Annotated in this window: 15 protein-coding genes; 6 read left to right on the forward strand and 9 right to left on the reverse strand. The window is 71.2% G+C overall.

Annotated features, from left to right (window positions below; genetic code table 11):
• Positions 1-29 precede the first annotated feature (29 nt).
• Positions 30-869, reverse strand: a complete 840-nt coding sequence (locus ACZ5ON_RS01655) for a class I SAM-dependent methyltransferase (protein ID WP_465583963.1) — start codon at positions 867-869, stop codon at positions 30-32.
• 527 nt (positions 870-1396) lie between these two features.
• Between ACZ5ON_RS01655 and rpsA the strand changes: the two genes are divergently transcribed.
• Together rpsA and ACZ5ON_RS01665 are read left to right on the forward strand one after the other, a co-directional pair.
• Positions 1397-2884 carry a 30S ribosomal protein S1 gene (gene rpsA, locus ACZ5ON_RS01660; protein ID WP_344636524.1) on the forward strand — a complete coding sequence of 496 codons (1488 nt, stop codon included), beginning with the start codon at positions 1397-1399 and terminating at the stop codon, positions 2882-2884.
• 205 nt (positions 2885-3089) lie between these two features.
• Positions 3090-5351, forward strand: a complete 2262-nt coding sequence (locus tag ACZ5ON_RS01665) for an MMPL family transporter (RefSeq protein WP_465583487.1) — start codon at positions 3090-3092, stop codon at positions 5349-5351.
• Here the strand turns inward: ACZ5ON_RS01665 and ACZ5ON_RS01670 are convergent.
• Positions 5341-5505 carry a hypothetical protein gene (locus ACZ5ON_RS01670; protein ID WP_465583490.1) on the reverse strand — a complete coding sequence of 55 codons (165 nt, stop codon included), beginning with the start codon at positions 5503-5505 and terminating at the stop codon, positions 5341-5343. The two genes, ACZ5ON_RS01665 and ACZ5ON_RS01670, sit on opposite strands and share 11 nt — an antisense overlap.
• A 235-nt stretch (positions 5506-5740) precedes the next feature.
• On the reverse strand, positions 5741-6175 hold the full coding sequence (locus ACZ5ON_RS01675; RefSeq protein WP_465583495.1) for a MarR family winged helix-turn-helix transcriptional regulator: 435 nt from the start codon (positions 6173-6175) through the stop codon (positions 5741-5743).
• 70 nt (positions 6176-6245) lie between these two features.
• On the opposite strand from ACZ5ON_RS01675, the gene ACZ5ON_RS01680 reads away from it, so the two are divergent.
• On the forward strand, positions 6246-6887 hold the full coding sequence (locus ACZ5ON_RS01680) for an MBL fold metallo-hydrolase (protein ID WP_465583499.1): 642 nt from the start codon (positions 6246-6248) through the stop codon (positions 6885-6887).
• A gap of 320 nt (positions 6888-7207) precedes the next feature.
• Here the strand turns inward: ACZ5ON_RS01680 and ACZ5ON_RS01685 are convergent, their stop codons facing one another.
• The 3 genes from ACZ5ON_RS01685 to ACZ5ON_RS01695 all read right to left on the reverse strand — a co-directional run bounded on the left by ACZ5ON_RS01685 (position 7208) and on the right by ACZ5ON_RS01695 (position 11138).
• On the reverse strand, positions 7208-7432 hold the full coding sequence (locus ACZ5ON_RS01685) for a double zinc ribbon domain-containing protein (protein WP_465583967.1): 225 nt from the start codon (positions 7430-7432) through the stop codon (positions 7208-7210).
• Positions 7433-7933: 501 nt separating this feature from the next.
• Positions 7934-10162, reverse strand: a complete 2229-nt coding sequence (locus ACZ5ON_RS01690; protein ID WP_465583502.1) for a transglycosylase domain-containing protein — start codon at positions 10160-10162, stop codon at positions 7934-7936.
• A 100-nt stretch (positions 10163-10262) separates the two neighbouring features.
• Entirely contained in the window at positions 10263-11138 is an 876-nt protein-coding gene (locus ACZ5ON_RS01695; RefSeq protein ID WP_465583505.1) for an alkaline phosphatase family protein, read from the reverse strand.
• Positions 11139-11348: 210 nt separating this feature from the next.
• On the opposite strand from ACZ5ON_RS01695, the gene coaE reads away from it, so the two are divergent.
• Entirely contained in the window at positions 11349-11942 is a 594-nt protein-coding gene (coaE, locus tag ACZ5ON_RS01700) for a dephospho-CoA kinase (protein WP_465583508.1), read from the forward strand.
• A 31-nt stretch (positions 11943-11973) separates the two neighbouring features.
• On the opposite strand, the gene ACZ5ON_RS01705 is transcribed toward coaE, so the two are convergent.
• The 3 genes from ACZ5ON_RS01705 to soxR all read right to left on the reverse strand — a co-directional run bounded on the left by ACZ5ON_RS01705 (position 11974) and on the right by soxR (position 13855).
• Positions 11974-12351 (reverse strand): VOC family protein, encoded by a 378-nt coding sequence (locus tag ACZ5ON_RS01705; protein WP_465583970.1) that lies wholly within the window; start codon positions 12349-12351, stop codon positions 11974-11976.
• Positions 12352-12450: 99 nt separating this feature from the next.
• Positions 12451-13299, reverse strand: a complete 849-nt coding sequence (locus ACZ5ON_RS01710) for an SAM-dependent methyltransferase (protein ID WP_465583511.1) — start codon at positions 13297-13299, stop codon at positions 12451-12453.
• Positions 13300-13336: 37 nt separating this feature from the next.
• Positions 13337-13855, reverse strand: coding sequence for a redox-sensitive transcriptional activator SoxR (gene soxR, locus ACZ5ON_RS01715; protein WP_465583514.1), 519 nt, complete (start codon positions 13853-13855; stop codon positions 13337-13339).
• Positions 13856-13910: 55 nt separating this feature from the next.
• Here soxR and ACZ5ON_RS01720 point away from each other — a divergent pair, with 55 nt between their 5' ends.
• Positions 13911-14630: a transketolase gene (locus ACZ5ON_RS01720; protein ID WP_465583517.1), complete on the forward strand. Its 720-nt coding sequence runs from the start codon at positions 13911-13913 to the stop codon at positions 14628-14630.
• A gap of 58 nt (positions 14631-14688) precedes the next feature.
• Positions 14689-15582: a transketolase family protein gene (locus tag ACZ5ON_RS01725; protein WP_465583522.1), complete on the forward strand. Its 894-nt coding sequence runs from the start codon at positions 14689-14691 to the stop codon at positions 15580-15582.
• The last annotated feature ends 17 nt before the right edge of the window (positions 15583-15599 follow it).

Below are 15599 nucleotides of genomic sequence, written 5' to 3' on the forward strand. Positions count from 1 at the left end.
CCTCTGGACGCGCTCGGCCCCGCCGGCCCTCAGTCCCGCTGAGCGACGAAGATCGCGGTCCCGGGGATCAGCCGGCCGCGCAGCGGGCTCCAGCCGCCCCACTCCTGTTCGTGTCCGTCCGGCCACTCCGGTTCGACGAGGTCGAGCAGGCGGAAGCCGGCGCCGGTGAGTTCGCGGACCCGGTCGCCCAGGGTGCGGTGGTGCTCGACGTAGGTGGCGTGGCCGTGCTCGTCCTGCTCGACGTAGGGCGTGCGGTCGAAGTACGAGGCGGTGGCGGTGAGCCCCTCGATGCCGGGCTCGTCGGGGAAGGCCCAGCGGATCGGGTGGGTGACCGAGAAGACCCAGCGCGCGCCGGGCCGCAGCACCCGGTGCACCTCGCGCATCAGCGCGGCGGTGTCGGCGCTGAACGGCACCGCCCCGTACGCCGAGCAGGCCAGGTCGAACGAGCCGTCGGCGAACGGGAGCACGGCCGCGTCGGCCTGGAGCACGGTGACCGGCTCGCCGCCGGCTTCCAGGTCGATCCGGCGGGAGTGCTGGAGCTGCCGGTAGGAGATGTCGAGGGCGACGGGGACCGCACCCTGGGCGGCCAGCCAGCGGGAGCACTGGGCCGCGCCCGCGCCGAGCTCCAGCACCTTCGCGCCCTTGAGCGAGTCCGGGGAGCCGAGCAGTCGGACGTCCGCCTCGTCGAGTCCTTCGGGGCACCAGGTGAAGCGGGCGTCGCCGAGGAACTCGCCGTGCTCGTCCTGGTACTCGTCGGCGTTGCGGTCCCACCAGTGGCGGCTGGCCCGGCTGCTCTCGACGGGCGCGGCCTCGCGGCGGACGGCCTCGCTGTCGTCGTCCTCGGACAGCTGGTCCCCGAGGGCGGCCAGGGCGCTGAGATCGGTGGGATCCGGAAGGTCGGGGGTGGAGGACAAAGTGTGAAACCCGTCGCGTAGGGTGGAGGCTGCGGAAGCGCTACTGCAACGAGCCGGCCCGGTCGAACGGGGCGGATCGGGCGGTGGCATCCGGGGACCGGAGCGGGCCCTGCGGCTGCCTCCCGCGCTGGTGATCACCTCAGGGTACCGAACTCGAAGGTACTAAGGTGATCATGGGCGCAGGGTGCGCAGATGGAGGATATGGCCTTATCCGTCCCGGCCTTTACCGTCTCGCCTTCTCTGGCGTTGACCGTGCCCGGCTGTCCCCGTATGCTACAAGTTGCGCTGCGGGCCTGCGCGCCTCGGACGGAGCAGGTCGCGCTCGCATCTGTCGAAGACCCCACGGTCGCAAGACGGACCCCTTCTGGAGAATTTCAGCGGGTGGGCCGTGTTCTTGGCTGTCCGGCTTTCGGTGGGAGCGATACGGGCCCTCCGCGTGGCATTACCTACGACTTCATGTCCGTACCGGAGCCCCTTTCCTAATGACGAGCCCCACCGACACCATCAGCACCACCCCGCAGGTCGCGGTCAACGACATCGGCGACGCGGACGCGTTCCTTGCCGCGATTGACGAGACCATCAAGTACTTCAACGATGGCGACATCGTCGAGGGCGTCATCGTGAAGGTCGACCGTGACGAGGTGCTCCTCGACATCGGTTACAAGACCGAGGGCGTCATCCCTTCCCGCGAGCTCTCGATCAAGCACGACGTTGACCCGCACGAGGTCGTCTCCGTCGGTGACAACATCGAGGCCCTGGTCCTCCAGAAGGAGGACAAGGAGGGTCGTCTCATCCTGTCCAAGAAGCGCGCTCAGTACGAGCGTGCCTGGGGCACGATCGAGAAGATCAAGGAAGAGGACGGCATCGTCACCGGTACCGTCATCGAGGTCGTCAAGGGTGGTCTCATCCTCGACATCGGCCTCCGTGGCTTCCTCCCGGCCTCGCTGGTCGAGATGCGCCGCGTCCGCGACCTCCAGCCCTACGTGGGCAAGGAGCTCGAGGCCAAGATCATCGAGCTGGACAAGAACCGCAACAACGTGGTCCTGTCCCGCCGTGCCTGGCTGGAGCAGACCCAGAGCGAGGTCCGCCAGACCTTCCTCACCACCCTGCAGAAGGGTCAGGTGCGCTCCGGTGTCGTCTCCTCGATCGTCAACTTCGGTGCGTTCGTGGACCTGGGCGGCGTCGACGGTCTGGTTCACGTCTCCGAGCTGTCCTGGAAGCACATCGACCACCCGTCCGAGGTTGTCGAGGTCGGCCAGGAGGTCACCGTCGAGGTTCTCGACGTCGACATGGACCGCGAGCGTGTCTCCCTGTCGCTGAAGGCGACCCAGGAGGACCCGTGGCAGCAGTTCGCCCGTACCCACCAGATCGGCCAGGTCGTTCCGGGTAAGGTCACCAAGCTGGTTCCGTTCGGTGCGTTCGTCCGCGTCGACGAGGGCATCGAGGGTCTGGTCCACATCTCCGAGCTGGCCGAGCGCCACGTCGAGATCCCGGAGCAGGTCGTCCAGGTCGGCGACGAGATCTTCGTCAAGGTCATCGACATCGACCTCGAGCGTCGTCGCATCAGCCTGTCGCTGAAGCAGGCCAACGAGGCCTTCGGCCCCGACGCCGCCGCGGTCGAGTTCGACCCGACCCTGTACGGCATGGCCGCGTCCTACGACGACCAGGGCAACTACATCTACCCGGAGGGCTTCGACCCCGAGGCGAACGACTGGCTGCCCGGCTACGAGAAGCAGCGTGAGGAGTGGGAGCGCCAGTACGCCGAGGCGCAGGCCCGCTTCGAGCAGCACCAGGCTCAGGTCATCAAGAGCCGTGAGGCCGACGCCGCCGCTGCCGCCGAGGCCGGCGAGGAGGCCCCGGTCGCCGGTGGTGGCTCGTACTCCTCCAGCAGCGACGAGGGCTCCGGCGCGCTCGCCTCGGACGAGGCGCTCGCCGCTCTGCGCGAGAAGCTGGCCGGCGGCCAGAGCTGAGCTCACGCTCGGCGCTGACCGGCGCTGGTAACTGACAGAACCCCCACCCGGAGCTCCGGGTGGGGGTTCTGTCGTATCCGGACGTCTGCCGGCGGCTGCTGAGCGGGTGCCCGGTTCAGGTGTGAGATGAAGCTCATCGTCCACCTATAGGAGGTTTGGGTGACTCCACTTATTTTTGGGTGAACTGCCCGAAAGGCTCTCGCACATGCGCCACCCGCTCGCTGCAGCTGTCGAACCCGCCGCCGCTCCCGTCCAGGTCGACGGGAGGCTCGCGGCCCTCGGCCGGTTCTGCCACCGGCGGCGGCGTTCGGTGCTGGGCTTCTGGTTCCTGGTGCTCGTGCTCGGGGTGTTGATCGGCGGACGGGTTTTCGAGGGCTCGGTGGCCGGTACCGCGGCAGGCGGTTCGGAGTCCGCCAGGGGCGACGCCCTGGTCGCCGCCGTCGACTCCGCCAAGGGCACCGTCACCGCCGTGGTGGACGGCGCACCCGTGACCGACTCGGCGGTACGCGCCGCGGTGACCGCAGCCACCGACCGGATCGGCAGGCTGCCCGGGGTAGTCTCGGCCGTGGACACCTACCGTGCGGGCCCGGCGCTCACCGCCACCGACGGCCGGGCGAGCCTGGTCGCCGTGCGGATGGCCGACGGCTCGACCGACGCCCAGCTGTCGGCCGTGGCCGGGACGCTCCAGTCGATCAGGGCGGACGGCGTGCACACCACGGTCGGCGGGGACCTGGTGCTGCAGCGCGAGGTCAAGGACCAGACCGCCAGCGACACCCGTTTCGGTGAACTGGTCACCCTCCCGCTGACGCTGATCGTGATGGTCCTGGTCTTCGGCGGGTTGGCCGCGGCCGGGCTGCCGGTGATCGGCGCGGTCGCCTCGGTGGGCGGGGCGCTGCTGGCCATGTTCGGGTTCAGCCGGATCATGGACATCGACACCAGCGTGCTGCCGATCGCCACCGTGCTGGGCCTGGGGCTGTCGATCGACTACGCGCTGCTGATGGTCAACCGCTTCCGTGAGGAGCGCGGCTGCGGCGCCGCGATCGCCCACGCGGTCGAGCGCACCGCCGCCACCGCGGGCCGGACGGTCGCCTTCTCCGGGCTGACCGTGGCCGTCGCGCTGGCCGGACTCTTCGTCTTCACCAGTCCGGTCTTCCGTGCCGTCGCGGCGGCCGGGGTCAGCGTGGTGATCATCGCCGTCGCCGCCGCGCTGACCCTGGTCCCCGCGCTGCTCGGCTTCGTCGGCCACCGGGTCAAGGCGCCCACCGCACCGGTTCCGGACGAGGGCTTCTTCGCCCGTACGGTCCGCCGGGTGCAGCGGCGGCCGGTGCCGGTGGTGCTCGGCTGCATCGCGCTGCTGCTGGCCGCCGGCGCGCCCTTCCTGGGCTCGCAGTGGCGCAGCTCGGGAGCGGCCGTGCTGCCCACCTCCTCCGCGGGACGCCAGGTCGTCGAGGCCATCTCGGAGCGCTTCCCGCAGCAGGCCCCGGCCCCGGTCACGGTCGTGGTCGAGGCTGACCGGAACACCGCGCAGGCGTACGCGGAGGACGTGGCGGCCAAGCTGCCCGGGGTCAGCGGGATCCGGTCGGTCACTCCGGTCACCGACCGGGTGAGCACGGTCGAGGTGCTGGTGAACGGCGCGCCGCAGGGCGCCGAGGCGAAGCGCGTGGTGGGCGAACTGCGGGCCGACCGCGGCGGGCTCACCACCCATGTCACCGGCGACGCGGCCTCGGTGGCGGACTTCCAGCACGAGATCGCCACCCGGGGCCCCTGGGCGCTCGGGCTGGTCGCAGCCGGCACGCTGGTGCTGCTCTTCCTGATGACCGGCTCGGTGGTGATGCCGGTCAAGGCGCTGCTGATGAACGTGCTCTCGCTGGGCGCCTCGCTCGGCTCGCTCACCCTGGTCTTCCAGCACGGCTACTTCAGCGGGCTGCTCGGGTTCAGTCCGACGGGGGGTCTGGAGACCTTCATACCGGTGCTGGTCTTCGCCTTCGCCTTCGGTCTCTCGATGGACTACGAGGTCTTCCTGCTCGCGCGGATCAAGGAACTCCGGGACCAGGGCCACGGCTGTGCCCGCTCGGTGGAGCTCGGTCTCCAACGGAGCGGTCGGATCATCACCTCGGCGGCGCTGCTGATGGTGATCGTCTTCGCCGGGTTCGCGGCGGGCCAGATGCTCATGGTCAAGGAGATGGGCATCGCGCTGGCGGTGGCGGTCGCGGTGGACGCCACACTGGTCCGGTGCCTGCTGGTACCGGCCGCGATGACGCTGTTCGGCGAGTTCAACTGGTGGGCCCCGGGCCCGCTGCGGCGGTTGCACCGGAGGGTCGGGCTCACGGAGCACGTGGTGCTGCCGCCGATTCCCGCCGCGCCGGCCGCCGTGGCCGCTGCACTGCCGGGGCAGCGGGCGGAGGCCGGACGGGACGCGGAACGGGACCTGGAGCGCGACGCGGAGCGCGCCGGGGTCAGCGGTTGACGCAGGAGTTGCCGAAGCCGGGGGCGACGGGGCCGATGGCGTCCACGGCACTGCAGGCGGCGGCGCTGCCCGCGCCGGCGAACAGCAGGCCGCGCAGGGCGGCCGCGACGAGCAGGACGTTCCGGGGGGTCAGGGTCTTGCGGACGGCGCTCACGGCGGGCTTCCCTTCGTGGCGATACGGATCGCCCTGCTCAACGCCGCAGGCCGGGGGAGGGTATGGGCACTCACCCGCCCGGTGGACTCTCCGGTGACGTGACCCGGGGCTGTGGAACCGGGCCGGGGCGGTGTGTCTTTGGGCAGCCCGGCTCGCGCAGCGCTGCCCGCCCCGGGGAGCCGTCCGCCTGACGGTGCGGCGGCGGCCCCACGGTCCTCCGCTGCAGCGGGGGTCTTCAGGCCAGCCGATGGAGCAGGGCGACGGTGTCGCGGAGCCGGCGCTGTTCGTCCGGGGTGAGCCGCTCGCTGATGGCTGCGGCGATCCGGCCCTCGCGGCGGGTGCGCTGGGCGTACAGGGCGGCCGTGCCCGCCTCGGTGGCGGCGATCAGCACCTTGCGGCCGTCGGTGGCGTGCCGTTGCTGCTCCACCAGCCCCGCCTCGGTGAGCAGCGTGACCGTACGGGCCATCGACTGGTGCCGGACCCGCTGCAGTTCGGCGAGTTGGCTGGTGGTGCGCGGCCCCTCGCGGACCAGCCAGCCGAGTACGGCGGCCTGGTTCTGCGGCAGCTCGTCGTCCACCCGGAGCCGACGGACCAGGGTGCCGATGGCCAGTCGCAGCTCGGCGGCGATCTCGAACGGGTCGACGGGGTCTGCGTGCTCCTGTGGCTCCATGGCGTCAGCTTATCCGGCCGTTCGGCTTAATTCACAGCGAAACTGTACAGCCTTGCTGTATGGTTTGGCCATGCGACTCACCAAGTTCGGGCATGCCTGCGTACGTATCGAGCACACGGACGCCACCGTCGTCATCGATCCCGGGATGTTCACCGCACCGGAGGCGATCGAAGGCGCTGACGCCGTACTGATTACTCACGAGCACTACGACCACTTCGTCGAGGACCGGCTGCGGGCCGCCGCCGAGGCCAACCCGGGGCTGCGGATCTGGACCAACCGCACGGTGGCCGACCAGCTCTCCGGGCTCGGCGGCAGGGTCACGGTGGTGGGTGCGGGCGACACCTTCGACATCAACGGGCTCGGGGTGAGCGTGCACGGCGAGTGGCACGCCGTGATCCACCCCGACATCCCGCGGGTGCGCAACATCGGATTCCTGTTGGACGGCCGGGTCTTCCACCCGGGTGATGCGCTCACCCTGCTGGATCAGCCGGTGGAGACGCTGCTGCTGCCGATCGCGGCGCCGTGGTCCAAGGCCGCCGAGCTGATCGACTACGTCCGTGAGTTCAAGCCCCGGCGGGCACTTGCGGTGCACGAGGCCGTACTGAGCGAGGCGGGCCAGATGGTGTACGGCCGCCTGCTGGGCGAGGGCGGGCCGGGTACGGGCGCCGAGCTGCGCCAACTGGCGGCGGGTGAGCAGGTCGACCTCGGCTGAGCCGCACCTGTCCCGGGCACCCGGGCGGTAGCGGTTCTGCGTCGGAACCGCCCTGCAGCAGATCGAATCCGTGCCGGTGCTGCCCGGCGAACGGGCTGTTCGGGCTACGAGCTGCTCCGACTGCGACCTGCTCCGAGCGCGAGCCGTTCCGGCCCCGGCTGACTCCGGCTGCGAGCCGCTCCGACCGCGACTAGTTCTGCTCCCGAGCCGTTCCGGCCGGGACCAGCGCGGTATGCGACCGGGGCCCAACGGGAACTGCTCTGCACCGGGCCGGGCCCGGTGCAGAGCAGTTCCGTGTCAAGGCGGAGTGAGGCCGAGCGTCAGCGCCGAGCCCCGCAGCTCGGGCAGAAGGCGGCGCCGTCCGGCACCGGCTTGTTGCAGGCTCCGCAGTCGTTCTGGACGGCCAGCCGGTGGCCGCAGCCGGGGCAGAACGGGGTCCCGTGGGTCTCGGTCCGGCACTGCGGGCAGACCAGCTGGCGCGGCGTCTCCACGTCGAAGGACTGGCCGGCCTGCTGCCCCTGCTCGTAGGCCCGCTGGGAGACCATGTCGTTGAGCCCGCGCCGCTGGGCGGCGACCGCCTCGGCGGCGGTGTCGGGGGCGCAGTTCTGGCAGAGCCCCTGCTCCGGGTTCCAGCACCGGCCGCAGACGTAGTCGGTGCACCGCGCGCAGCGGTTGAAGTGCTGCTGGGCGTTGCCTATCGCGCGCTCGAAGGCGCTGTCCCGGGCGTTGCCCCAACTGGCGCCGGCCAGCCCGTCGGCGGCGTTGCTGATCCCGTTGGTGGCGTTGCCGCCGATCAGCCCGTAGACGACGTTGATGCCCTTGTTGACCCAGCCGGCCACCTGCCCGGTCCGGAACGGCTCGAACGGGGAACGCCAATTGTCGTGGCAGCGCTGGCACGAGAACTCGAACTGGAAACCCGCTCCCGTGCCGTGCTGTTCGCACAGGTCGTGGTAGTTGTTACTGAAGTAGATCTCGCTGCTCAAGCTATTCCCACCTTTTGCTCATGAAGTCGCGGCACAGCGTGGCACATGTGTGCCCGTCAGCGGTCACTGCTGCCCCTGGCCCTGCGGCTGCGCGGGCCGGTTGGGGTTGCCCGGAGCGCCCGCACCGCCCGCGCCACCTGCGTCACCTGCGTCACCCGTGTCGGTCGGCGAGCCAGGATCGGTGCCAGGGCCGGTGCCGGGGTCGGTGCCGGGGTCGGAACCGGGGTCGGAGCCCGCACCGGTGCCGGGCAGCTGGACCGAGTTGAAGCTGCTCGGCGGGACGTTCGCGAGGGCGTCTTCCATGGCCGCGTTCCAGATCGGGCCCGCGACCGTGCCACCGAAGACGTTGGTCAGCCGCTCGCCGTGCATCCGCTGGCCCTCCAGCGGGCGCGGGTTGAGGGTGTCACCGACCACGGTGGCCCCGGCCAGCTCGGGGGTGTAACCGACGAACCACACCTGCTTGCTGTCGTTGGTGGTACCGGTCTTGCCCGCGTTGTCCCGGTCGTTGAGGCCGACCGTCTTGCCGGTGCCGTCCTGGACGACACCCTTGAGCATGCTGGTGATGCTGTCCGCGGTGTCCGGGGACATCGCCTGGGTGCAACTGGTCTGCGGCACGCTCAGGTTCTTGCCGCCGGGCGCGGTGACCGAGGTGATCGCGCTCGGCGCGCAGTAGGTGCCGTGCGCGGCGAAGGCGGCGTAGACCTCGGCCATCTCCAGCGGGGTCAGGTCGTTGCTGCCGAGCACCATCGACGGGACGACGGCGAGCTTCTCACCGCCGGCCTGCTGGGTGATGCCGAGCTTGTTGGCCATCTCGGCGACGTTGCACAGCCCGGCGTCGTGCTCCAGGTTGGCGAAGTAGGTGTTGACCGACTGGGCCATCGCATCCGGCATGGAGAAGTTCCCGGCCAGCGTGGTGGCGTCGTTGTGCACGTCGCCGGTGTTCTTGTAGACCCTGCCCGAGCAGTCCGTCATCGTGGGCCACGGGATGCTGTAGGGCGTGTTGTAGGAGGTGCTCATGCCGTAGCCGGCCTCCAGCGCGGCCGCCGCGACGATCGGCTTGAAGGTGGAGCCGGTCGGGTAGCCCAGGCCGCCGCCCATGTTCTTGGGCACGTTCAGGTTGATCTGGGTCTGGTTGTCGTCCACCCCGTAGGGGCGGCTCTGCGCCATGCCGAGGATCTTGCCGGTGCCCGGCTGCACCAGGGTCATCACCGCGGCCGGCTTGTCGGAGGCGTCCGCGTTGCTGGTGACCGCGTCCTGGACCGCCTTCTGGTCCTTGGGGACCAGCGTGGTGTGGATCTGCAGGCCGCCGCGGGCCCACAGGGCCTGGCGCTCGTCGGCCGTCCGCCCGAACGCCGGGTTGGAGAGCACCGTGCGGTGCACGTAGTCGCAGAAGAAGCCCTCGCCCAACTGGGCGGTTATGCAGCCCTGGTGAGGGTGGATGACGTTCAGATTGAGGTCGGTGCCGATGGCGTCCTGGGCCTGCTGCTGGGTGATGTGCCCGAACTCGGCCATCTTGCGCAGCACGGTGTCGCGGCGCTGCTTGGCCTGGGTCGGGTGGGCGATCGGGTCGTAGCCGGAGGGCGACTGGACCAGGCCCGCCAGCAGTGCTGCCTGCGGCAGGCTCAGCTCGTTGGCGTGGGCGCTGAAGTACCGCTCGGAGGCCGCCTCGATGCCGTAGGCCCTCTCGCCGAAGAAGGTGATGTTCAGGTAGTTGGTGAGGATCTGGTCCTTGGTGAGGGTCTCCTCGACCTTGATCGCGTACTTGAGTTCCTTGATCTTCCGGTCGAGGGTGGCCCGCTGGGCCTCCAGCACCTTCGCCTGGTCGTCGCCGGCCTCCTCGACGAAGACGTTCTTCACGTACTGCTGGGTGAGGGTCGAGCCGCCCTGCGCGGTGCCGCCGGCGTTGGCGTTGGTGTTGAGGGCGCGCAGGACGCCCTTCAGGTCGATCGCGCCGTGCTGGTAGAAGCGGTTGTCCTCGATGTCCACCAGTGCGGTCTTCACCAGCGGGGACATCTGCTTGCTCGGTACGACCGTGCGGTCCCGGTCGTAGACGGTGGCGATCACACCGCCGTCGGCGTCGTAGATGGTGGACGCCTGGGAGAGCGGCGGAGTCTTGAAGTCGTCCGGCAGGCTGTCGAAGTCCTGCACCGCCGCCTGCGCACCGAGCCCGGCCGCGCCGACCGCCGGCAGCACGAGCCCGGCGGCCAGTACGCCCCCCACCACGCAGGCGCCTATGAAGCTGGCGCTGAGTCGTATGTTCTTGCGGAGACCGTTCGGCGTTCTGCGTGGCATGGGCCGACCATACGTCGGCCCCGGTAAAGCCAGTACCTGAATTTCGACACACCTTCGTCACAGGATTGTGACGACTGGTCAGATGAGTAAAGACTGGGTGTCAGCTGACCACAACCGGCGTGCCGGCCTGGGTGAACGGGCGGCCGTCCAGGGTCCAGTGCGGGTCGGGGACGATCTCCAGGGCGGCGTAGACGTGCGCGGCGACATCGGTGTGGTGCAGCGGCCCGAGAGGTGCGCCCGGGACGATGCCGGGGCCCTGGGCGGCGATCCAGGCAGTGCGCTCCAGATCGCTCCGGCCGCCGTGGCCGCCCTGGTCGACGTGCCCGTGGTCGGTCACCACGATGACCGTCCAGTCCTCGTCGGAGCGGCCCTCGACCGCCGTCAGCAGCCGGCCGAGCCGGGCGTCGGCGGTCTCGATCGAGCGGCGGTACTCCTCGCCGCAGCCGAGGAAGTGCGCGGTCTCGTCCACCGCGCCGAGGTAGACGAAGGACGCTTGCGGCCGGTCCTCGCCGGTCAGCACGTGCACCGCCTCCGCGGTGACCCGCTCGTCGCAGACCTCCCACGCCTCGGGGGTGTCCTCCAGCGGCGCTATGTAGGACAGCCGGCTCGGCGCGGCGAACAGCGGGCCGCCGCTGCGGGCCAGGAAGAGTGGCTCCCAGCCGCCCACGGCGAAGGTCCGGCGGCGGTGCACGGCGGCCAGCCGGGTGGTGAAGTCCGGGAAGACGTCCAGCCGGTTGCCGCCCAGGTGGTTGCCGAGCACACCGTGCTTGGCCACGCCGACGCCGGTGGCGATGGTCGCCCAGCACGGGCCCGACATGGTCGGGGTCACGTCGTCCACCTCGACGGGGGCGAGGAAGCCGGCGGTGGCGACCGAGTCCAGGTGCGGGGTGTGCAGCTCGGGCAGCAGGTCGAGGCGGACGCCGTCGACACCGACGACCAGGACGCGACGGGGGCCGGCGGGCCACAGGCTGGACACGGGAACTCCAAGGGGACGAGCGGCTGGGCAGGGGTCTCTCCGGCACCCTAGCCGGGGCGAACGGCTGCCGGTTGCGGCCAGGTCGCACCTTTCCCGGAGTTTCCGGCGCCGCGACTCGCACAGTTCGCCGAACGGGTGCGTGATGTTCATCCGCCGTTCCGGTGCTCATCCGCCGTCGGGGCGGCCGACGGGCGGCGGTAGCCTGGCGGCATGCTGAGGATCGGACTGACGGGTGGGATCGGCGCGGGCAAGAGCGAGGTGTCACGGCAGTTCGCCGCACTGGGTGCGGTGATCGTGGACTCCGACCTGATCGCCCGTGAGGTGGTGGCACCGGGCACCGACGGTTTGGCGGCCGTGGTGGCCGAGTTCGGCCCCGGGATCCTCCGGGAGGACGGGTCGCTCGACCGCCCCGCGCTCGGCGCGGTCGTCTTCGCCGACCCGGCGCGACTGGCAGCGCTCAATGCGATCGTCCACCCGCTCGTCCGGGCACGCTCCGCCGAACTCGAGGACGCGGCGGGGCCCGAGGACATCGTGGTGCACGACGTGCCGTTGCTCGCCGAGAACGGGCTGGCGCCGCTGTACGACCTGGTGGTCGTGATCGACGCCGAAGACGAGGTACGGCTGGACCGGCTGGTGCGCCTGCGCGGCATGACCGAGGCGGAGGCCAAGGCCCGGATGGCGGCCCAGGCCTCCCGCCAGCAGCGGCTCGCGGTCGCGGACCTGGTGATCGACAACAGCGGGACACTGGCCGACCTGACCCCCCGGGTCCGGGGGGTCTGGGAGCAACTGCGGGCGCGCCTCTAGCGGTTGACCGAACCGCCCCGGGGTGCGGCCCCTACTCGGGCTGGAGGAGATCCCAGCGGTTGCCGTACAGGTCCTCGAAGACGGCGACCGTGCCGTAGGGCTCGTGACGGGGGGCTTCGAGGAAGGTGACCCCGGCGGCGGTCATCCGGCGGTGGTCGGCCTCGAAGTCCTCGGTGTGCAGGAAGAGGCCGACCCGCCCGCCGGTCTGGTCGCCGATCCGGGCCCGCTGCTCGGGCCGGTGGGGACGGGCGAGCAGCAGGGCGGTCTCCCGGGACCCGCGCGGCGCGACCACCACCCACCGCCCGCCGTCCTCGCGCGGGCTGTCCTCGCGCAGTTCGAATCCGAGCGCGTCCACGTAGAAGGCGATGGCCTCGTCGTAGTCGCGGACGAGCAGGGCGGTGAGTCCGATGTGCGCCGTCCCGCCATGCTGCCATCACGGCGCACGCGCGCCGAGGAGCCGGTGGACGGCGCGGACCCGGAACCGGCACCCCGCGGTCCGTCCGCGACCCTACGGCTTGCGAGCGACCCCGACCCAGAGCCCGGTGGTGGCGTCGGTGCTCCGGGCCTCCTGGTCGGGGCGCCAGAGCGGGGCGGTGACCAGACCGGGCTCCAGCAGCTCCAGGCCCTCGAAGAAGCGCAGCACCTGTTCCCGGCTGCGGGGGGTCAGCTGGGCGGTGGCGGTGCGGTAGACGGCCGTGCCCTTCTCGTGCTCGGCGGGCGACGCGAAGTCCGAAGTGCCGTGCGAGAGCGCGAGATAGCTGCCGGAGGGCAGGGCGTCGACCAGCTGCCTGACGATCCCGTACGGGTCGTCGGACTCGTCGATGAAGTGCAGGATCGCGAAGAGCAGCAGGGCGACCGGCTGCCCGAAGTCGATCAGCTCGCGTACCTCGGGGACGGCCAGGACGGTGGCAGGATCGCGCAGGTCGGCCTGGACGACGGTGGTGGTGCCGTGGCTGCCGGCGAGCAGTGCGCGGCTGTGCACCAGCACGATCGGGTCGTTGTCCACGTAGGCGACCTTGGCGTCGGGGTGCACCTGCTGGGCGATCTCGTGGGTGTTGCCGGCGGTGGGGATGCCGGTGCCGATGTCCAGGAACTGCGTCACGCCCAGCCCGGCGAGGTGCCGCACGGCCCGCTGCAGGAAGTCGCGGTTGGCGCGGGCGCCGAGCCGCACCATCGGCCCGAGTGCGATGACCCGCTCGGCGGCCTCCCGATCGGCGGGGAAGTTGTCCTTGCCGCCCAGAAAGTAGTCGTACATCCGGGCGGGGTGGGGTATCTCGGGACGAAGGTCGGCGGGCGGGCGCAGCTCCGCGCCGTCGGGCGACATCCAGTCCAGTGAGATGTTCTGATGGTCGGTCATGATGAACCTCGTTCCCCCGCAGGCTTCCCCGTGACTGCTACGTGTCTTGGCACGCAGCATAGATGGACGATCCGGCCGGCGGGTGCGGTTCCGGTCCGCTGGACGGGTCCCGGGTGAGCAGATAGCGCGCTCCGGTGCCGGTCGCGGCGGCGCGGTCCTCGGCGTTGTACAGCGAGCAGCGGGAGAGCGAGAGGCAGCCGCAGCCGATGCAGCCGGTCAACTTGACCTTCAGCTGCTCCAGTTCGGCGATCTGCTGGTCGATCCGGGACTGCCAGGACTGCGCCACCCCGCTCCACTCGGCGGTGCTGGGCGCCCGGTCCTGAGGGAGTCGGTCGAGTGCGGTGCGGGCCTCCTCCAAGGAGAGGCCGACCCGCTGGGCGGCCCGTACGAAGGCGACCCGGCGCAGCGTGGAGCGGGCGTAGCGGCGCTGGTTGCCGGCGGTGCGCTCGGCGTGGATCAGTCCGAGCCTCTCGTAGTAGCGCAGCGCCGAGGTGGCCAGCCCGCTGCGTTCGGCGAGCTGGCCGATGGTCAGGAGGTCGTGCCTGGAGAGTGCCATGGGCGGAGGATAGCGTGCTTGACTTGAAGTCGACTTCAACTTGCACGCTCTACCCATGACCACCGCAGACCTCACTCCGCAGCGCTCCGCCCGCCCGTACGGCTTCGCCGACCTGCCCGGCCTGATGGCCCGGATGACCGGTGACGAGAAGCACGGGCCGGCCGCCACCTCCACCCTCGACGCCCTGTGGGTGCTCTACGACCGGGTGCTCGACGTCTCCCCTTCGAGCGTGGAGAGCCCCGACCGGGACCGCTTCCTGCTCTCCAAGGGCCACGGCCCGATGGCCTACTACGCGGTGCTGGCCGCGAAGGGCTTCCTGGACCCGGAGGTCCTCGCCAGCTTCGGCACCTACGACTCGCCGCTCGGCCACCACCCGGACCGGCTGCTGGTCCCGGGCGCGGAGATCTCCTCCGGTTCGCTCGGCCACGGGCTGCCGCTGGCGGTCGGCACCGCGCTGGGCCTGCGCGCCCAGGGGCTGCTCGACCCGGCGGTGTGGGTGCTGATCGGGGACGCCGAGTTCGACGAGGGCAGCAACCACGAGGCGGTCGCCTTCGCGGGCGCGGCCGGGCTGGACCGGTTGCACGTGGTCGCCATCGACAACTCCTCGGCCACGCACGGCTGGCGCGGCGGGATCGCCTCCCGCTTCCAGGCCGAGGGCTGGTCCGCGGTCACCGTGGACGGGCGCGACCACCACGCCCTGTACGAGGCGTACACCGCGCCGCATCCGGGCCGGCCGCATGCCGTCGTCGCCCGGGTCGAGCCCAAGAACTCCTGAGCCCCCCGCGTCCCGTCCCTTCCCGCGTCCCGCCCTTCCGAGCCGAAAGAGACCACCGATGGAAACCATGCGCGAGCGCTTCTTCGACGTCACCACCGACCTGCTGGACCGCGATCCCAGGGTCGCGCTGCTGCTCGCCGACATCAGCGCTGACCCGTTCGCCGAGGCCGCGCGCCGCCACCCCGACCGGGTGGTGAACGTCGGCATCCGGGAGCAGCTGCTGATCGGCGCCGCCGGAGGGATGGCGCTGACCGGGATGCGGCCGATCGCCCACACCTTCGCCAGCTTCCTGGTGGAGCGACCCTTCGAGCAGGTCAAGCTGGACCTCGAGCACCAGGGTGTCGGCGCGGTGCTGGTCAGCGCGGCGGGCTCGTACGACTGGCCGGCCGGTGGCCGTACCCACATGGCGCCGGGCGACGTCGCGCTGCTGGACACCCTGCCCGGCTGGACCGTCCATGTGCCCGGCCACCCGGACGAGGCCGAGACCCTGCTGCGGCACGCGGCGGCGGACGGCGACCGCAAGGTGTACGTCCGGCTCTCCGCCCACCGCAACGCGGACGCCCGGCCGATCACGCCGGGCCGGTTCCTGCAGGTGCGGGAGGGGAGGCGCGGGGTGGTGCTGGCTGTCGGTCCGATGCTGGACGCGGTGCTGGACGCCACCGAGGGGCTGGACGTCACCGTGCTCTACGCCGCAACCGTCCGCCCCTTCGACGCGGCCGGGCTGCGCACCGCCGTCGGCGACCGGCCGGACGTGGTCCTGGTCGAGCCCTACCTGGCGGGCACCTCCGCCAACGAGGCCCATGACGCGCTGGCCGACCGCCCGCACCGGGTGCTGGGCCTCGGCGTCCCCCGCGAGGAACACCGCCACTACGGCTCCATCCCGGAGCACCTCGCCGCCTACGGCCTGGACGCGGCCGGCCTGCGCGACCGCATCACCGCCCACCTGTGGTGAGACCGGCCCCGGGCGGG

It is taken from the genome of Kitasatospora sp. NPDC032150 (genome assembly GCF_055579945.1).

Coding starts and splice junctions, on each gene's coding strand:
- rpsA (WP_344636524.1), top strand. CDS start 1,397: ATGACGAGCCCCACCGACACCATCAGCACCACCCCGCAGGTCGCGGTC.
- ACZ5ON_RS01665 (WP_465583487.1), top strand. CDS start 3,090: ATGCGCCACCCGCTCGCTGCAGCTGTCGAACCCGCCGCCGCTCCCGTC.
- ACZ5ON_RS01675 (WP_465583495.1), bottom strand. CDS start 6,175: ATGGAGCCACAGGAGCACGCAGACCCCGTCGACCCGTTCGAGATCGCC.
- ACZ5ON_RS01680 (WP_465583499.1), top strand. CDS start 6,246: ATGCGACTCACCAAGTTCGGGCATGCCTGCGTACGTATCGAGCACACG.
- ACZ5ON_RS01685 (WP_465583967.1), bottom strand. CDS start 7,432: ATGGTCTCCCAGCGGGCCTACGAGCAGGGGCAGCAGGCCGGCCAGTCC.
- ACZ5ON_RS01690 (WP_465583502.1), bottom strand. CDS start 10,162: ATGCCACGCAGAACGCCGAACGGTCTCCGCAAGAACATACGACTCAGC.
- coaE (WP_465583508.1), top strand. CDS start 11,349: ATGCTGAGGATCGGACTGACGGGTGGGATCGGCGCGGGCAAGAGCGAG.
- ACZ5ON_RS01710 (WP_465583511.1), bottom strand. CDS start 13,299: ATGACCGACCATCAGAACATCTCACTGGACTGGATGTCGCCCGACGGC.
- soxR (WP_465583514.1), bottom strand. CDS start 13,855: ATGGCACTCTCCAGGCACGACCTCCTGACCATCGGCCAGCTCGCCGAA.
- ACZ5ON_RS01720 (WP_465583517.1), top strand. CDS start 13,911: ATGACCACCGCAGACCTCACTCCGCAGCGCTCCGCCCGCCCGTACGGC.
- ACZ5ON_RS01725 (WP_465583522.1), top strand. CDS start 14,689: ATGGAAACCATGCGCGAGCGCTTCTTCGACGTCACCACCGACCTGCTG.